The following is a 16,569-nucleotide window of genomic DNA, read 5'->3' as shown; positions in this document are numbered from 1 at the left end:
GTCCACATGACAGGACCGCGAACGGACGGCGGGAGGGGCACGCGGCGCTGGCAGATGACAACGTATAGAAGCAGAACGGAACAAATGGTGAACAACCCGGATTCTCGCATGCAAACACGACGACAGTTCGACCACACGGAAATCGAGCACCGCTGGCAGGAGGCGTGGGAAGACGCCGACGTCTTCCACATCCCGGACGACGCGTCCGACCCGACGTACGTCCTCGGGATGTTCCCCTACACCTCCGGTCAACTCCACATGGGCCACGTCCGAAACTACACGATAACGGACGCCTACGCCAGGTACAAACGAATGGACGGCGATGCGGTCCTGCACCCGATGGGCTGGGACTCGTTCGGCCTACCCGCCGAGAACGCGGCCATCGAGCGCGACACGAACCCGCGCGACTGGACGCTCTCGTGCATCGAGACGATGCGCGAGCAGATGGAGGGGATGGGCTTCGGATACGATTGGGAGCGCGAAATCACGACGTGCCAACCCGACTACTATCGATGGAACCAGTGGCTGTTCACCCAGTTCCGCGAGGGGGGTCTCGTCGAGCGCGAAGCCGCCGAAATCAACTGGTGTCCGTCCTGCGAGACGGTGCTCGCCGACGAGCAGGTCGAAGGCGACGCGGAACTCTGTTGGCGCTGTGACACGCCGGTCGAACAACGCGAACTCGACCAGTGGTTCCTGAAGATAACCGAGTACGCGGACGAACTCCTCGACGACTTGGACGAACTCGACGGCTGGCCGTCCAACGTCCGCCAGATGCAGCGAAACTGGATCGGCCGCCAACACGGTTCCACCGTCGAATTCGACGTTGAAGGACACGGTCCCATCGAGGTGTTTACCACCCGACTCGACACGATTTTCGGCGTCACGTTCTTCGCGCTCGCCCCCGGCCATCCCATCGCCGAGGAACTGGCCGAAGAGGACGAGGACATCACGCACTTCGTGAACGAGGTTGCCGACCCGGAGGGCGACGAACCGCAAGGGATCCCCACCGACCTGACCGCGACGAACCCCGCGACGGGTGAGGAGATTCCGGTGTTCGTCGCCGATTTCGTCCTCTCGGACGTGGGAACCGGCGCGCTGATGGGCGTTCCCGGTCACGACTCCCGCGACCACGCCTTCGCAACGTCGATGGGCGTGGATATCGTTCCCGTCGTCGCGCCGAGCGAGGACGACGTGCCGGACGTGAGCGAAGCGGCCTACACCGAGGACGGCGTCCTCGTCAACAGCGACGGCTACGACGGCCTCGACAGCGACGACGCCCGCGACCGGTTGGAGGGCGACATCGAAAGCGCCGCCCACGACGTACAGTACCGCCTCCGCGACTGGGGAATCTCGCGCCAACGCTACTGGGGAACGCCGATTCCCATCGTCCACTGCGAGGACTGTGGACCCGTCAGCGTCCCGGACGAGGACCTGCCGGTCGAACTGCCGGAGTTCGTTCGGACCACCGGCAACCCGCTGGACGCCGCCGAGGAGTGGAAGCACGTGGACTGTCCCGAGTGCGGTGCCGACGCGCGGCGCGAGACGGACACGATGGACACGTTCATGGACTCGTCGTGGTACTTCCTGCGGTACGTCTCGCCGCACCTCGACGACGCACCGTTCGACACCGAACGGGCGGACGACTGGATGCCCGTCGACCGATACGTCGGCGGCATCGAACACGCCGTCATGCACCTGCTGTACTCGCGGTTCGTGACGAAGGCCATCGCGGACATGGACCTGCTCGACCACCGTGAGCCGTTTACGGAGTACTTGGCACAGGGCATGGTGCTCCTCGACGGCGAGAAGATGTCGAAGAGCAAGGGCAACGTCGTCTCGCCGCAGCGCATCGTCGAGGAGTACGGTGCGGACACGGCGCGCCTGTTTACGATGCAGGCCGCACAACCCGAGAAGGACTTCGACTGGACCGAGGAGGGCGTCAAGTCGAGCCACGAGTTTCTCCAGCGACTTGCCGATGCAGTCGAATCGGTCGCCGAATCGTCGTTCGACGGCGACCACGACGAAATCGCCGAGTACGTCGAGCGGGAAATCGACGCCACCGTCGCCATCGCGAACGAGGAGTTCGAATCGATGACGTTCAACGGTGCGCTCCGCGAGACACAGGAATTGACCTCGCTGCTCGCACGCTACCGCGAGGAGACGGTACCGCACGGCCCGACGGTCGAACGGGGACTGCGAACCGTCGTCAAACTGCTGGCACCCGTCGCCCCGCACGTCTGCGAGGAACTGTGGGACGACCTCGGCGGCGACGGCTTCGTCGTCGAGGCCGAGTGGCCGGAACCGGAGTCGGACCCCGCCGAACTCGAACTCGCCCGACAGTTGGTCGAGAACACGCAGGAGGACGTTCGGCACATCGTCACCATCGCGGACATCGACGACCCGGAGCGAATCGACATCGTCGTCGCCGCGCCGTGGCAGTTCGAGGCACTCGACGCGGCCCGCGAGTCGGACGCCGACAACGTCATCGGTGAGATCATGCAGAAAGACGAGATACGGAAGCAGGGCGATGCCGCCGCGAAGTACGGACAGGAGTTACAGCAGGACCGGCAGTCGCTCCCGGAAACGCTCTCGCCGGAACGGGAGCGAACAGCGCTTCGACGGGCGAACTGGCTGTTCCAGCGCGAGTTCGACGCCGACGTTCGTCTGCTGACGGCGGACGAAGCGGATGACGACGTGGCGTCGAAGGCCCGTCCGGGTCGGCCCGCGATACACATCGACTGAGAGACCGGTCCACCGACTGCAACGTTTTTAGGCACCCGCTCCGTCGGCCAGCTCGTGGGTGAGTTCGCCGAAACCGTTCGCGACCACATTCGCGACACCCTCGCCGAGCGACTGCCGCGCTTCGACTGGGAGACCGAACATCGAATCGGGCGAACTCCCGTCGATGTCGTCGGCCACGCGGACGACCACTTCGTCGCCGTCGAACTGGAGTGGCGCAGGGCCGACCCCGTGAACAACACGGCGAAACTGTTCTACTACGTCGATTCGGGCGATTTGGATGGATACGACCGGATTTCGGTCGTACAGGTGTTCACGGGGTACTACGAGTTGGCATCGGGCGGCGTCTCCTCGAAGCGGGAAATAGCGGAGTTCGTGGGGAACGTCACCGCCGACTCGTTCGAACACGTCTCGTTCGCCCCCGTGACGTTCGGACTCGAACCGCCGAAGCGGGGCGACGAGTGGCCCGACGGATGGGAAACCGTCGCGAACGGGACGATTCGGGAAATCGTCGGAGAAGTTCGCGGAGACGCACCGCGAGTCGGAGAGGAGTAGCGCAGGCAACAAGAGGAGTAGCGCGGTCAGCGGTGGTTCGTCGGGGGGGAGTCCAGCGTCCGCCGGTGATGGCGTCCGCTCGAAGGGAAATCGGTGAACGACGAAAAGCGACGAACGAAAATTCGGATATCGCTACAGTGCGGCGAGTTCGTCGTCCAGCATCTCCTGGAGGACTTCACGAGCGTGACCGTCGGGGTCCACGCCGGGGTAGACGGCCTGCACCGTGCCGTCCGCGACGACGAACGTGGTTCTCGGGGTGAAACCGTCCTCGACTTCGATGCCGAAGGCGTTCGCGATTTCCCCGTCGGGGTCGGCCAACAGGTCGAATTCCAGATCGAACTTCTCGGCGAACGCCTCGTGGCTCTCGACATCGTCGGTGGAGACGCCGTACACCGTCACGCCCGCGTCGTGGTACGTCTCCAGTTCGGTGTTGAACTGCTTCGCCTCGACGGTGCATCCCGGCGTGTCGTCGCGGGGGTAGAAGTACACGACCGTCGGTTCCTCGAAGGACGGGGACACCGTCTCGCCGTGTTGGTTCTGCGCGGTCACGTCGGGCGCGTCGTCGCCTGCATCGAGCGTCATACACCCCGATTACCGGCGAGATAGCAAGGGAGTTGTGGTTGCTGTAAGTCCCGCCGTTTACGATACGTCTACTGTTTCCGAGAGTGGCGGACCGTCAGTTGACCTCGATGTCGTGTGCGTCGTCGCCGCCGCTCGCTTTCGGGAGCGTCACGGTCAACACGCCGTTTCGGTACTCCGCCGAGACGCCCGACTCGTCCACCGCTTCCGGGAGCGTCAGCGTTCGGCTCATCGACTGCTGGCGACGTTCGCGTCGAAGGTACTCTTCGTCCTCCGCCTCCGTTTCGGCTCGGCTCTCGGCCGAGATGCGCAGTCGTTCGCCGCGAAGCGAGATGTCGATGTCGTCCTTCTCGAACCCCGGTAGGTCGGCGGTGACGACGAGTTCGTCGTCATGATCCGCGACGTCGAGTGACATACTGCCGTGTTGCCAACCCGCCCCTCGGGAGCCGAACTGGTCGCCCATGTCCTCGAACTGGCGGCCCATTCGTTCGAACAGTTCCTCGATTTCGTCGAAAGGATTTCGTCGTCCGGCCATTGTATCGCCTCATCGAACGTTCGACGCGCTACCGCTTAAAAATTCACGCCGAGCGACACCACGGGGACACGTCGACACATCGGCGTGAGCCGACTGTCGGGTCGCTCTCAGCCGTCGAGGACGTGTTGGGTGTCGTAGGAACCGAGCCGGTTCACCCAGCCGTTTTCGGCGAGCGCTTCGACTTCTTCGAGGGCTTCCTCCGCGCGCTCCTCGTACAGGCCCGCCTCGAAATCGAGGTGAAACACGTAGTCGCCGAGCCGTTCGCCGCTGGGGCGCGACTCAACGCGGGTGAGGTTGATGGCGCGGTCCGCGAACGGTTCGAGGAGCGAGAGCAGGAGGCCGGGATAGTTCGCGCCGGGATAGACGACCAGCGACGATTTCCCGCCCGCACGCGAGCGTTCGTCGGCGGGCGCGACGACGAAGAATCGAGTCGCGTTCGAGGTGCGCTCTTGGATGTCCTCGGCGAGGATTTCCAACTCCTCCGCGTTGTCGGGGTGTGCGATCGCCGCCACGGACGAATCGGTTCGGGCGTGTTCGACGCCGCGGGCGGTACTCGTCACCGCCTCGCGTTTCGCGTCGGGGTACTCGGTTTCGAGGTACGACCGACACTGGGCGAGCGCCTGTGCGTGGCTGGCGACGGTATCGAACTCCGCGCTCTGTGCCATCAGGGCGTGTCGAATCGGTGTGACGAGTTCGCTGACCACCGCGACGTCGTTGCCGGCGAGCGCGTCCAACGTCGCCGTGACGCTCCCCTCGATGCTGTTTTCGATGGGGACGACGCCGCGAGGAAAGTCGCCGTCGGCGACGGCTTCGACGATTCCAGTGACGGACTCGCGAAACTCGACTTCGTCCGCGACTGCGCTCGCGGCCCGATGCGAGTACGTGCCGGCCGGTCCGAGGGTAACTGCTTGCATGCCGGGTGATTTCGGGTGGGAGGCAAAAAGCCCGTCGGGAACGGTGGATTATGTGTGTTCGGCGGCCGTCGTCCGGTCGACGAGTTTGTACACCACACTCAGGTCGTCCTGTTCCGCTCGGTCGCGGTAGACGAACGCGAGTTCTTCGGCCTCGAACTCGTTCAGCCACTCGCGCCAGCTAACGGTCGCCAACTCGTCCGCCTCGTCCATATCGGGGAACTTGATTCGAAGATAGCCGACGCTGTGGTCGCTCGCTTCGGCCGTTGCCGGACGACCGCCGTGTTGCTCCACCCACTGCGTTATCGTCTGATGGTTCGTCGTCACCTGCCCGCGTTTCGGATCGGTTTCGTTCTGCAACATGTATTATCTAGTGGTTGTCGTTTATTCAACCCATATCCGCCTGAGTTCCACGGTTGCACATTCAAGGGTAGTTTAAAACGGGGCGGGAAGGAAAACACGCCAGCAAAGCACAAGACGGCGGTCGGGTTTAAGATGCTGAGCGCAGTACGTTCCGCCATGGTGAGTGATTCAGGAGAGACGCCGGACGCGGACGTGGACATGGAAAAACTCGAACTCGGATTGGCCGTCTACGACGACGAGGGAAACAAACTCGGGAGCATCCGTGGCTTCGACGACGCCGGGTTCTACGTCACCATGCGCGAAGGGTTCGAGGCGCTGTCCGTCGAACACGCCCGAGCGGGCCACGAACTCGGCGAAGCCGAACTGATGTGGCGCTGTTCGAACTGCGGTGAGATGGGCGACTTGGACGACGAACTCCCGGACACCTGTCCCAACTGCGGCGTGCGGAAAGAGGACCTCTACTACTGGACGGAAGATTGAGAGGACGGAAGACTGAGCGGAAACGGCGGACGACTCACTTTTTCACCCCCGAACGCCTCGGTCGGGTATGAACATCGTCGTGTTCGGCGCGGGAAGCCTCGGAACGTTAGTCGGGGGCCTGCTCGCCCGTGAGCACGCAGTCACGCTCGTCGCCCGCGACCCCCACGCCAGCGCGGTCCTCGACTCCGGACTGTCGGTCGGGGGCGAGTTCGACTTTCACGTGCATTTGGACGCGACCACCGACGGGACGGAACTCCGCGCGGACTGTGCCATCGTGACGGTGAAATCCTTCCACACCGATACCGCCGCCCGGCAGTTGGGGACCGGGGAGTTCGACGGCGTGCTGTCCCTCCAGAACGGGATGGGAAACGAGGAGCGACTCGCTTCCCACCTCGACTGTCCCGTCCTCGCCGGAACCGCGACCTACGGCGCGGTACTGACCGAACCCGGACGGGTGGAGTGTACGGGCATCGGGGAAGTCGTTCTGGGTGGGCGCGACGGCGGACGCTCCGTGCTGGCCGCTCGCATCGGCGAGGCGTTTTCCGCCGCCGGAATAAAGACGACGGTGGCCGACGACATGCCGCGACGCTTGTGGGAAAAACTCGCCGTCAATGCGGGCATCAACCCGACCACCGCACTCGCACGGGTAGCGAACGGCGCGCTCCTCACCGGCGATGGCTCGGAACTCGCCGCGGCGGCGGCCCGAGAGACGGCCACCGTCGCTCGTGCGGAGGGCGTTTCCCTGAGCGATTCGGACGCAGTCGCGGCGATGCGGGACGTCGCCGACGCGACGGCGGCGAACACCTCCTCGATGCGCCAAGACGTCGAGGCGGGATGCCGGACCGAAATCGACGCGATAAACGGCTACGTCGTCGCTCGCGGCGAAGAACGCGGTATCGAAACGCCCGTCAACCGGACGCTCGCGGGACTGGTACGGACGTGGGAAGGGGAGAAGTGAAAACAGGTGAAGTGAAAACAGGAGAACGAAATGTGACGGCGGAAGCGGTCACGACCGCATGATCACGAACAGCGACGCGATGCCGCCGATGAGGAGGACGAACCAGTAACTCGCCACGCGGTAGATGATGGCGGCGGCCACACCCGAACTCCACGGAATCGCCGGAACGAGCGCGACGATGAGGACGGTAAGCGCGGCTTCCACGCCCGCCAGTCCGCCCGGTGTCGGCGTCAGTCCGGCCAACGTGCTCGCCGGAACGATGAAGAGCACGAGCACCAGCGGGAGCGGCAGTCCGAGCGCCCGTCCCGCGAAGTAGAGGGGCAAGGCGAAGAACACCCACCCGGTGTACGAGAAGACGAGCGCGAACAGCAGTTCTCGCGGTTCGCTGGCGATGCGCTCCAGCGAACGGTAAAACCGGTCGATACGTTGTCGAACCCCCTCGACCGAGATTCGAGACGTTCGACTCGCGATGGGTTCCGCGAGCCGAATTACGAGGTCCTCGACGCGCTGTCGATATCGCCAGCCGATGTAGGCGATCGCCGGAACGCCGAACGCCAGCACGACGAGTCCCTGTGCGAGGGTCTTCGCGTTGTCGGGGAGCGACGCGCGAATGAGCAGGTAGCTCAACCCGAGCGCCGCGAAGTTGAAAAACGGCAGGAGGTTGAGCAGGTCCGCCGTCACGACGCTCGCGAGGCTATCCTCGTAGTTCGCTTCCGTGTCCCGCGAGAGGATGTAGGCGATGAACGGTTCGCCGCCCGCCTGTCCTAACGGGGTGACGTAGTTGGCGAACGTCGCCGCGAGGTACGTGACGACGAGTCGTCTGAACTCCACCTCGATGTCGAGGACTGCGAGGACGATTTGCCACGCTTTGCCCCACGCGGCGAGGCCGATGAACGTCGAGATGCAGGCTATCCACACCCACGTGTAATCCGTGCCCGCCAACGTGTGGAGCACCCGCCGCCATCCGGAGGCGACGACGAGGAGGTAGATGAGGACCACCGCGACGACGAACCCGAGCAGTAGCTTCCCGGTCCCCAACCGCTCCGACAGTCCTGCGGACAGCGCCTCCCCGCCGTCCGATGCCGACTCGTCGGGCACGCTAGTCGATGTAACCGAGGTCTTGGAGTCGGTCCTTCGCGTCGTCGCTCATATCGCCGAGGACGTCGTCGTCGGAGACCTCCTTCCACTCGCCGCCGACCGTCTCCTCGAACGCGGAGAGGGCGGCTTCGAGTTCGATCTCTTCCTCGCTTCCCTCGCCCTTGACATCGTTCAGTTCGTCAGGGTCGTCGTCCAGATGGTAGAACTCGTCCTCGATACGCTCGTTCCGGATGTACTTCGCGTCGGGTCTGCGGGCCGCACGCATCCGCGAGTAAAATCGCGAGTTCTCGTCCAGCGTGATGTTCGCACCCTTTGCCTTCTCTTCCAGTTGTTTCAGTTCGACCACGGGTCGGTAGTACTCCACGAAGGCACACTCGCCGTCGCCGGGGACGTCGTCCGCGAACGCGCGGTAATCCGCGTTGAGGAGCGACCGCGCCTCTTCGAGCGGGCGGGTCGAATCCGACCCCGAGACGCCCGTGTGGTCGAGAACGGTGTGATAGAGGTCGATGAGTTCGACCTGTTCGTCGCTCACGCCGGGGTCCATCTCGGGGTGTTTGACCATCAGCGGGACGTTGACCAGCGGGTCGTAGATACAGAACTCGTGGCCGTACAGGTCGTGTTCGCCGTGCAGTTCGCCGTGATCGGCGCAGATGACGACCATCGTGTCGTCCCACTCGTCGTTCTCCCGCATCCACGTGAACAGTCGCTGGAGTTGGTCGTCGATGTGGCGGATTTCGGCGTCGTACAGCCCACCGATCGCGCCCCATTCCTTGTCGCTGATGTCGCGTGCGCCGCAGTTGTACTCCTTCGAGTTCTGGCACACCTTGGTCGAATCGACGTTCGGGGCGAACTCCTTGCGGTACTCCTTCGGCGGGTGGTACGGCAGGTGAGCGTCCATCAGGTTGATGAACGAGAAGTACGGCCCGTCCGAGTCGTCGATGAACTCGATGGTCTGGTCGATGACCTGCGGCGTCTTCGAATCCGCGCCCTCGCCGCTGGCGAGGTACTCGTGGGCGACGTTGCCGAGGCTGACCAGTTTGTCGGCTACTTTCCGGAGCGACTCGTTGTCGTTCATCGTCTTCCACGCCTTCGCCATCGGCCCCGAGAGGAAGTCCCCCGGCATCACTTCGAAGAAGTTGTCCTGATCGTCGAAGCCGTCCGTCAGGTGCGTGTACGGCGTAATCCACGCGTTAGAGGAGTAACACGAGGTGTCGTACCCGGCGGCGGAGAGGGTCTGTGCGAGCGTCGTCGCACCCTCCAGATACGGGTTTTCTTGGCTCGCACCGTGTTCGCTGGGATACATTCCAGTGAACAGGGAGGCGTGCACCGGTAGGGTCCAAGGAGCGGGAGAAACCGCTTGCTCGAAGACGGTCGCTTCCTCGGCGAACCGTTCGAGGCCCGGCGTCGTCGGGCGGTCGTATCCGTAGACGGAGAGGTGGTCCTTCCGAACCGTATCCATCACAACGAATACGACGTTTTGCGCCGCGGCGTCGTCGTTCGTCATACTGTCGCCTGCTACACCGTCCGGTGGGATAAATATCGTGATTCAGGCCCTGGAATCGGCCGAAAACTAAAAATACAACCGTTAGAAGGGAGCTTGGGGTCCTTCGTCGTCGTCACCGTCGCCGCTCGACTCGCCGGGGAAGGACGGACTCATGCCGCCGCCCATTCCGCCGTCGCCGCCCATGCCGGTTTCGGCGATGACCTTGTTGATTTCGGGAATCTCCTTGACCATTCGGCTTTTGATGGCCTGAATCGTCATCGGGGAGATGCCACAGCCGCTGCATGCGCCGCCCAGCATGATGGTGACTTCGCCGGTTTCGCGGTCGATCTGCTGGATTGCAGCACTCCCGCCGTGCATCTGAATCTGCGGGAAGTTACGGCGCAGGAAGTTGCTGACCCGCTCTTCGAGGTCGTCTCCGTCTTCCTGAGTTTCTGTGCTCATGTATCGGGGTATGGTGCCAGCCTCCTTAGGCCTTTCCACTGTCTCACGGGCGAAATCCGGCACGAATCGCCGCTGATCGGCACTATTTCGGCAGTTTCCGAAAACGACGACCGAACCGCCCCTTACGGTCAGTTCTCGCTCGAAGTGAATCCGAACACGCGGGCCAGTTGGTACTCCAGTTGGTCCACGTACGCCGAAAGTACCCCTTCGAGTTTCTCGTCGTCCACGAGGATGCCCTGCACGCGATCGACCGGGTTTTCGGGGAGTTCGATACGGAACTCGCCATCCCCTTCGTAAAACGGTTCGCTCTCGTTCAACACCTGCTGGTCGATGGCGTGAATCAGTTCGGAGTCGTACTCGTCGTTCATGCGGTTGAAGGCGTTCTTGTACGCCCGCTGGAGTTCGTTGAAGTAGTGGACGTACTTGTCCTCGAATTTCTCGGCGTCGAACTCGGTCATGTCGGAACCGTGGGGAGGGAGAAGTAAAAATGAGGCTATTCGACCCCATCGAATCCCTCGGAAAACGGGGAACCGTAGCGACGAGGGTGTAAAAACGTGAGCGATTATGTACGAACGGACGAACGTCCATGTATGCCCGAAGTCACGCTCATCGACCGCGGCCGCGTCCGCGCCGACACCGCCTACGTCATCGACGGGTACTCGATGGCGAGCGCCGAGGACCCGAACCCCGACCACGAACGCATCGACTTCGTCGTCTGGAACGCCGTGGTCGAAACGGACGCCGGAACGTTCCTCTGGGATACTGGCTGTCCCACGAACGCCGCGGAGTACTGGCCCGACCCGCTCTACGGCGCGTTCGAAGCCTACGACGCCGAGGAACACGCCCTCGAAGACGACCTCGCGGATGCGGGATACGAACTCGACGACATCGACGCCGTCGTGATGAGCCACCTCCACCTCGACCACGCGGGTCAACTCGGGGCGTTCGAGGGCCGTGACGTTCCGGTCTACGTCCACGAGGAGGAACTGAAGTTCGCCTACTACTCCGCGAAGACGGACGACGGGTCCATCGCCTACCTCGCCTCGGATTTCGACCGCGATTTGAACTGGGAAATCGTCCACCGCGACGGGCACACGATGGCCGACGGATTCGAACTCCTCCACCTGCCGGGACACACGCCCGGCGTCCTCGGCGCACGAATCGACACGGACGACGGAACGCTTCTCATCGCGGGCGACGAATGTTACGTCGATGCGAACTACGCCGACGAAGTTCCGCTCGGTCCCGGTCTGCTGTGGAGCGAACGCGCGTGGCGCGACAGCCTGTACGCCCTGAAGGAACTCGAACGAGTCCACGACTGTGACGTGTTGCACGGCCACGACCTCGAACGGTTCGAGGAGTTGGCGGCGAAATACTGAACACCGATATCGAGTTCGAAAACCTAGCCGAGTTGCTCGCCGACCAGTTCGTCGGCGTGTTGGATGAATTCTTCTTCCTTCCCTTTCGGCACCGTCGCACCTGCCGCGACGTTGTGCCCGCCGCCGTCGCCGCCGACGGCCTGTGAGGCGGTTTTCATCACAACCGAAAGGTCGAGTCCCTTGCGAGTGAGGGCGGGCGTCCCGCGTGCGGAGACTTTGACCTCGTCGTCGTTCTTCTCCGCGAAGGCGAGAATCGGGACGTTTCGGTCGATGCCGTTCGCGCCGACGGCCATGCCCGCGACGATGCCGACGATGGTTTCGCGCACCCGGTCTTCCGCGTGGAACCACTGGACGTTTTCCTCCTTCGTGACACCCTCGGACTGGACCCAACTGATTGCCTCCGAGAGGTTTCGCCGGTGGTTGGTCAGGAGCGTCCGCGCCCGTTCCAGGGCGGCGTCTCTGTCGCCGAGGCAAACCGCGAGGCCGACGTCGGCGCGTTCGTAGCGCGCCGTCGCGTTGAGCAGGGTGGAGAACTCGCTCACGTCGCGGAGTTCGGTTCCCTCCGGTTCCGCGGCGAGCGTGTAGGTGGTGCCGACCAGGCCCTCGATTTTGCTCGCCGAGACGCCCTTCCGCATCGCGCGTTTGACGAGCGCGCTGGCGACGGTCTGGCGTTCGTCGGCGGTCAAATCGACCCATCGACGCCAGTCGCCGTCCTCCTTCAAATCGATGCCGACGCCGTTGAGGAAGCGGAGGACGCCGTTCTGGTCGTTCGAGATGCCGGGGATGTACACGTCCGTCGCGTACTCCAGCAGTTTCGGCAGCGGACGCGTCTGCTTGCCGTACAGCGCGAGGTCGGTCCCGGTTTCGACCACGCCCGCGTCGATTCCCTCCGCCACGATGCCCGTGTTCGCGCCGACGAGTTCGCCGTCCGAAATCTGCATGTCACCCACCGCACCGACGACGGCGAGGGCCGCGAGGTCCCGATTGTCACCCGCTTCGGGTTCGAGCGCTCGGGCGAGGACGTAACTCGCACCTGCCCCGGAAAGCTCCGAGGAGCCGTCCAGTCCGAACAGGAGCGGGTTGAGGTGGAATTCGGTGTCCGCGTCCGCTGGCTGGTGGTGGTCCGCGATGACGGGTTCGAAGTCGCCCGCAGACTCGTGGTCGGCGATGATGTCGAGTTGGCCGCTCCCGAAGTCGGTGAAGAGGACGGTGTCGTACTCGGTCGCCGCGATTGCCGCGAGCGCCTCGACATCGAGTTGCTTGCAGAACACCGTCTCGAAGGGGAGTCCGGCGCGTTCGAGGGCCGTGGACGCGATGGCCGCGCTCGTCAGGCCGTCGGCGTCGATGTGCGAGGCGAGGAGGACCTCGTTCGCATCGCGTAATCGGTCCGCACAGGCCGTCGCACGCGCACTCAGTTCCGGTACCGGGCTGCTCATGGATACATCCTTGTCACGGCTTTCGATTTAAACTTCAGCCTCGTCGTGGCCGTCGCGGAGGCGTTCGACGGCTTCGCGGGCCAACAGGTCGAACGAAGCCGTGTCCGGGACGACATCCACTCGAATACCTCGTTCGCGGGCGGTGTCGCGGGTCGGGCCGCCGATGGTGCCGACGGTCGCGTCTTCGAGACCCTCCAGCGCCTCGGTTCGGATGCCGCGTTCTTCGGCGGCGTCGAGGAAGTGTTCGACGGTGAGCGAGGAGGTGAACAGCGCGCCGTCGAGGCCGCCTTCGGCGGCGAGTTCCGCCGACCGACCCGAGTCCTCGGGACGGACGAGTTCGTACAGCACCGTCTCGTGAACGTCCGCGCCCGCGTTGGCGAGGCCGTCGGTCAGCACGTCGCTCCCGTGGTCGCTCCGGGCGACTTCGACGGTTTTGCCGTCCACGCGGTCGGCGAGGGTCGCGACCAGTCCCCGCGAGGAAAACCGGTCGGGAACGATGTGGACATCGTAGCCGTATTCGCGGAGCGTCGCGGCGGTGGGTTCGCCGATGGCACAAACCGTCTCGTCGCCGGGACTCCACCCGGCCTCGTGTGCGAGTTCGACGCCGGTTTTGCTCGTCAGGACGACGAAGTCGGCCTGTCGCGGCGCGGTGTCGCTCGGACGGACAGCGAGCATCGGGTCGGGGACGGGGGTCACGTCGAGCGATTCCAGCAGATCGACGGCCTCGTCCAACCGTTCGTCGTCCGGGCGAAAGACCGCGACGTTCATTCGCTCCCCTCGCGCGCCGCCGCGATGAGGTCGCGGGCACCGCGGTCGGCGAGTTCCTCCGCTACCTTCTTCGCGCCGGTAACGTGCGTTTCGACCGGGACGTCGCGTTTTATGGAGATGGCTTCGGAACCGTCCTGGCTGAACACCTGCGCCTCGACGTGGACGTTTTCGCCCTGAATGATGCTGTGGACGCCGATGGGGGCGATACAACCGCCGTTCAGTTCGCGGAGAATCGTCCGTTCGACGGTCGTTTCGACCCGCGTCCGCGGGTGGTCGAGGACCGCGTGTAAGTCCTGTGCGAGTTCCGAATCCAGCGTCATGACCGCCAACGCGCCCTGACCCGGCGCGGGGACGAACTGCTTCGGCGGCAGTCGGTCGTACTCGACGTGGTGGGCGAGGCCGCTCCGTTGGAGTCCCGCCTCCGCGAGGACGATGCCGTCGTACTCCGTCCCGATGTCGCGTTCGAGCGCCCGCCGTTCGACCTCCGAGAGGCCGTTGAACCACTCGTCGATGGTCTCGTCGTATGGGAACTCGTAGCTGTCCTTCTTCCCGAGGTGGCCTTTCCGCTCCTTTTCCTCCTCGGTTCGCTCCTCGTGTTCGGCCCGAAGGGTCGGCGCGAGGAGTTTCTCGATCCGCGTATCGACGTTTCCGCGGAGCGGTTCGACGGTCAGGTCGGGACGGAAGTTTAGCAGTTGGGCTTTCCGGCGAAGGCTGGACGTGCCCACGACGGCACCCTCGGGAAGCGCGTCGATGGGTTTCCCGTCCGGCGTCACGAGGACGTCGTTCGCGCTCGCACGCTCGGGGACGGCCGCGACGACCAGTTCGTCCGGGTGGTCGGTCGGCATGTCCTTCATGGAATGAATCGCGCCGTCGACTGCCTCATCCAGCACCTCTCGGTCCAGATTACGGACGAACGCGCCCGTCTTCCCCAGTTCCGTGATGAGTGCGTCGTCCAGTTGGTCACCCGTCGTTTCCACTTCGACCAGTTCGACCGAGAACCGGCGGTCTTCCAACGCCGCCTTTACCTCCCCCGACTGTCGGATTGCAAGGTTGGAACCTCGCGTAGCGAGACGGAGTTCCTTTCCGCGGTTGCTCATAGGGGAAACTGAGAACCCGACATTGAAACCACCTTCGCAACCGTCTTGCATGGCTCGAAACCCGCGTAAACGACCACGGGTCGGGTGACCCGTGGAACTCTCGCTGTTCCCTTTAGAACCGCGAGGATGTGGGATTGTCCTCAAATAATTACGCACATACACTCACAATTATACGCTACGATGTAGTATAGGTCAATCGTGATGGGAAACGAGGACGACATCGGAGAGGAGACAGGAGTAGTGCGAGTACGGTGCGATTGGGCTTCCAAAGCCCCGAGTACCGCCGTCGCCGAAACGGTTGCAGTGGCAGTAAACGACGAACCGGACGAAATGGAACCCCTCTATACGTATATCGACCCGGACGCGTTGGACGCGCTCGTCTCTCCCGGAACAGGTTGCCGATGCGAGGCAACGGACTCCGTTTCCTTCATGTACGACGTGACCGTTCTGCGTAGCGGTGAAGTCAGCGTACGGAAGAACGACTCGGACTGAGCGCGGGCGATAACCGACTGGAACCCGTCAAATCGATTTCCCATCGTCAGGCGTGACGACGTGAGCCAGTGGAGAGAGAATGTTTCTACGGCCCGGCTACCAGTTGTACAGGGAGGTGACGACCGTCGCTAGTACTCGGAGGCTTCGGGGTCGTCGATCGGTGCCAACCCGGTCGCCATCAGTCGTCGGGCGATAACGACGATACCGTTGTCGAACCCTCTCCCGAACACCGCTTTTTCCGTATCTATCGCGCCGGTACTCGTTTCCTGCGCCGAGCTGACGAGAATCGTGTTCTGGTCTATCAACAATAGCCTGCTGATGACCGTATCGTCGGACTCCTGAACGGGCGAGCTGTTCAGCCACTCCAACCCGGAGACGAAGACACGGGCGTTCGGGATTTCGTCCTGAATTCGCTCGCGGAGCGTTTCGTCCGACGTTCCGATGAGAACACGAATTCCGGTTTCCTGTGCCGTTTGCAGGTTTTCGACGAGGTCGTCCGTGATGACCTCCCCCCGGCCGATGATGAGGATTATCTCCTCTCCGGCGGCGTCGATGAGTTGTGCCGTGCGATTCCGAATCGCCGTCCCTCCGGTGAGCGACCAGACTTCGTGCGTGACTTCCTCGTCGGTGGTCGACTGTGCCGGTTCGATATCCTCCAATGCCTCGACGAGCGTTTCCGTTCGTGACTCGTACTTTTGGCGAAGGGTTTCGCCCGCTTCTGCTATCGAAACGGCGCGAAACTGCTGTGGGTTCGAGTGTTGAATCTCGACGAGTCCCTTGGATTCCAACACGCGTATCGCGTCGTAGACGCGCGTTCGGGGCACCTCGGATGTCTCGCTTATCTCCTTGGCAGTCGCTTTCGGTAGCCTCGACAGCGCGACGAGACTCTTCGCCTCGTACTCCTTTAGCCCGAGTTTTTGCAGCAATTCGACAGCTCGATCGTGATTAGATACGTCCTTCATGGGTCCCAACCATGCCACCGGAGATTCCGGTACCGTTTGCGGTGTTCTGCCGCCGCTCATAAGTCAGTTCCCGTCTGACCAATCGAGTTCGCCCGGCGAAACAGAGCTTCATATGTATCCGAAGTATCTCGCTCACTATTATCTTTCTTATCAAATTTCATACTATTTGTTTATACCGCAACAATATCGTGAAATAATCAACATCCATCAGGATAAGGTTGGTATGAAGCGATAGTGTGGGTAATAGTTCGGTTTTTCACAGTCTCACGAGA

18 protein-coding genes are annotated in these 16,569 nt (G+C 63.1%); 6 read left to right on the top strand and 12 right to left on the bottom strand.

The features are described from left to right. Positions 1-108 precede the first annotated feature (108 nt). On the top strand, positions 109-2,742 hold the full coding sequence (gene leuS, locus LJF34_RS15985; protein ID WP_231186284.1) for a leucine--tRNA ligase: 2,634 nt from the start codon (positions 109-111) through the stop codon (positions 2,740-2,742). Between the two features lie 54 nt (positions 2,743-2,796). Beyond that, complete coding sequence (locus tag LJF34_RS15980; RefSeq protein ID WP_231186283.1) at positions 2,797-3,294, top strand: hypothetical protein; 498 nt, start codon at positions 2,797-2,799, stop codon at positions 3,292-3,294. Between the two features lie 132 nt (positions 3,295-3,426). Here LJF34_RS15980 and LJF34_RS15975 read toward each other — a convergent pair whose 3' ends face one another. The 4 genes from LJF34_RS15975 to LJF34_RS15960 form a co-directional block, all read right to left on the bottom strand. Beyond that, a complete protein-coding gene (locus LJF34_RS15975; RefSeq protein WP_231186282.1) occupies positions 3,427-3,876 on the bottom strand; it encodes a peroxiredoxin in 450 nt (149 codons plus the stop codon). Positions 3,877-3,970: 94 nt separating this feature from the next. Further along, complete coding sequence (locus LJF34_RS15970) at positions 3,971-4,408, bottom strand: Hsp20/alpha crystallin family protein (protein WP_231186281.1); 438 nt, start codon at positions 4,406-4,408, stop codon at positions 3,971-3,973. 107 nt (positions 4,409-4,515) lie between these two features. Next, a complete protein-coding gene (gene pheA / locus LJF34_RS15965) occupies positions 4,516-5,322 on the bottom strand; it encodes a prephenate dehydratase (RefSeq protein ID WP_231186280.1) in 807 nt (268 codons plus the stop codon). A gap of 48 nt (positions 5,323-5,370) precedes the next feature. After that, entirely contained in the window at positions 5,371-5,682 is a 312-nt protein-coding gene (locus LJF34_RS15960; protein ID WP_231186279.1) for a hypothetical protein, read from the bottom strand. A gap of 156 nt (positions 5,683-5,838) precedes the next feature. Here LJF34_RS15960 and LJF34_RS15955 point away from each other — a divergent pair, with 156 nt between their 5' ends. Beyond that, on the top strand, positions 5,839-6,162 hold the full coding sequence (locus LJF34_RS15955) for a rubredoxin-like domain-containing protein (protein WP_231186278.1): 324 nt from the start codon (positions 5,839-5,841) through the stop codon (positions 6,160-6,162). Positions 6,163-6,229: 67 nt separating this feature from the next. Continuing rightward, positions 6,230-7,120: a ketopantoate reductase family protein gene (locus LJF34_RS15950; protein WP_231186277.1), complete on the top strand. Its 891-nt coding sequence runs from the start codon at positions 6,230-6,232 to the stop codon at positions 7,118-7,120. Positions 7,121-7,168: 48 nt separating this feature from the next. On the opposite strand, the gene LJF34_RS15945 is transcribed toward LJF34_RS15950, so the two are convergent. The 4 genes from LJF34_RS15945 to LJF34_RS15930 all read right to left on the bottom strand — a co-directional run bounded on the left by LJF34_RS15945 (position 7,169) and on the right by LJF34_RS15930 (position 10,621). Next, positions 7,169-8,218 carry a flippase-like domain-containing protein gene (locus LJF34_RS15945; RefSeq protein WP_231186276.1) on the bottom strand — a complete coding sequence of 350 codons (1,050 nt, stop codon included), beginning with the start codon at positions 8,216-8,218 and terminating at the stop codon, positions 7,169-7,171. A gap of 1 nt (position 8,219) precedes the next feature. After that, positions 8,220-9,722, bottom strand: a complete 1,503-nt coding sequence (locus LJF34_RS15940) for a sulfatase (protein ID WP_231186275.1) — start codon at positions 9,720-9,722, stop codon at positions 8,220-8,222. Positions 9,723-9,803: 81 nt separating this feature from the next. Further along, on the bottom strand, positions 9,804-10,163 hold the full coding sequence (locus tag LJF34_RS15935; RefSeq protein ID WP_231186274.1) for a NifU family protein: 360 nt from the start codon (positions 10,161-10,163) through the stop codon (positions 9,804-9,806). 128 nt (positions 10,164-10,291) lie between these two features. Next, positions 10,292-10,621, bottom strand: coding sequence for a DUF5783 family protein (locus LJF34_RS15930; protein ID WP_231186273.1), 330 nt, complete (start codon positions 10,619-10,621; stop codon positions 10,292-10,294). Positions 10,622-10,753: 132 nt separating this feature from the next. Here LJF34_RS15930 and LJF34_RS15925 point away from each other — a divergent pair, with 132 nt between their 5' ends. Beyond that, entirely contained in the window at positions 10,754-11,542 is a 789-nt protein-coding gene (locus tag LJF34_RS15925; RefSeq protein WP_231186272.1) for an N-acyl homoserine lactonase family protein, read from the top strand. 23 nt (positions 11,543-11,565) lie between these two features. Here LJF34_RS15925 and LJF34_RS15920 read toward each other — a convergent pair whose 3' ends face one another. Genes LJF34_RS15920 through hemC form a run of 3 tightly spaced genes read right to left on the bottom strand, consistent with a single transcriptional unit; the run spans position 11,566 to position 14,843 of the window. After that, the gene (locus LJF34_RS15920; protein ID WP_231186271.1) at positions 11,566-12,978 is read right to left on the bottom strand and encodes a DHH family phosphoesterase; all 1,413 of its coding nucleotides are present in this window, start codon (positions 12,976-12,978) and stop codon (positions 11,566-11,568) included. Positions 12,979-13,005: 27 nt separating this feature from the next. Next, positions 13,006-13,746 carry a uroporphyrinogen-III synthase gene (locus tag LJF34_RS15915; protein ID WP_231186270.1) on the bottom strand — a complete coding sequence of 247 codons (741 nt, stop codon included), beginning with the start codon at positions 13,744-13,746 and terminating at the stop codon, positions 13,006-13,008. After that, positions 13,743-14,843 (bottom strand): hydroxymethylbilane synthase, encoded by a 1,101-nt coding sequence (hemC, locus tag LJF34_RS15910; protein WP_231186269.1) that lies wholly within the window; start codon positions 14,841-14,843, stop codon positions 13,743-13,745. The genes LJF34_RS15915 and hemC overlap by 4 nt, the downstream gene beginning before the upstream one ends. A gap of 201 nt (positions 14,844-15,044) precedes the next feature. Between hemC and LJF34_RS15905 the strand changes: the two genes are divergently transcribed. Next, positions 15,045-15,335, top strand: a complete 291-nt coding sequence (locus tag LJF34_RS15905) for a HalOD1 output domain-containing protein (protein ID WP_231186268.1) — start codon at positions 15,045-15,047, stop codon at positions 15,333-15,335. 128 nt (positions 15,336-15,463) lie between these two features. Here the strand turns inward: LJF34_RS15905 and LJF34_RS15900 are convergent, their stop codons facing one another. Further along, positions 15,464-16,261, bottom strand: coding sequence for a helix-turn-helix domain-containing protein (locus LJF34_RS15900; protein WP_231186267.1), 798 nt, complete (start codon positions 16,259-16,261; stop codon positions 15,464-15,466). Between the last annotated feature and the right edge of the window lie 308 nt (positions 16,262-16,569).

The organism is Haladaptatus sp. DYF46 (assembly GCF_021083305.1).
GTDB lineage: Archaea > Halobacteriota > Halobacteria > Halobacteriales > Haladaptataceae > Haladaptatus.
Note: the sequence above shows the minus strand (reverse complement) of the source record. Positions and strands in the feature narration are given on the sequence as shown.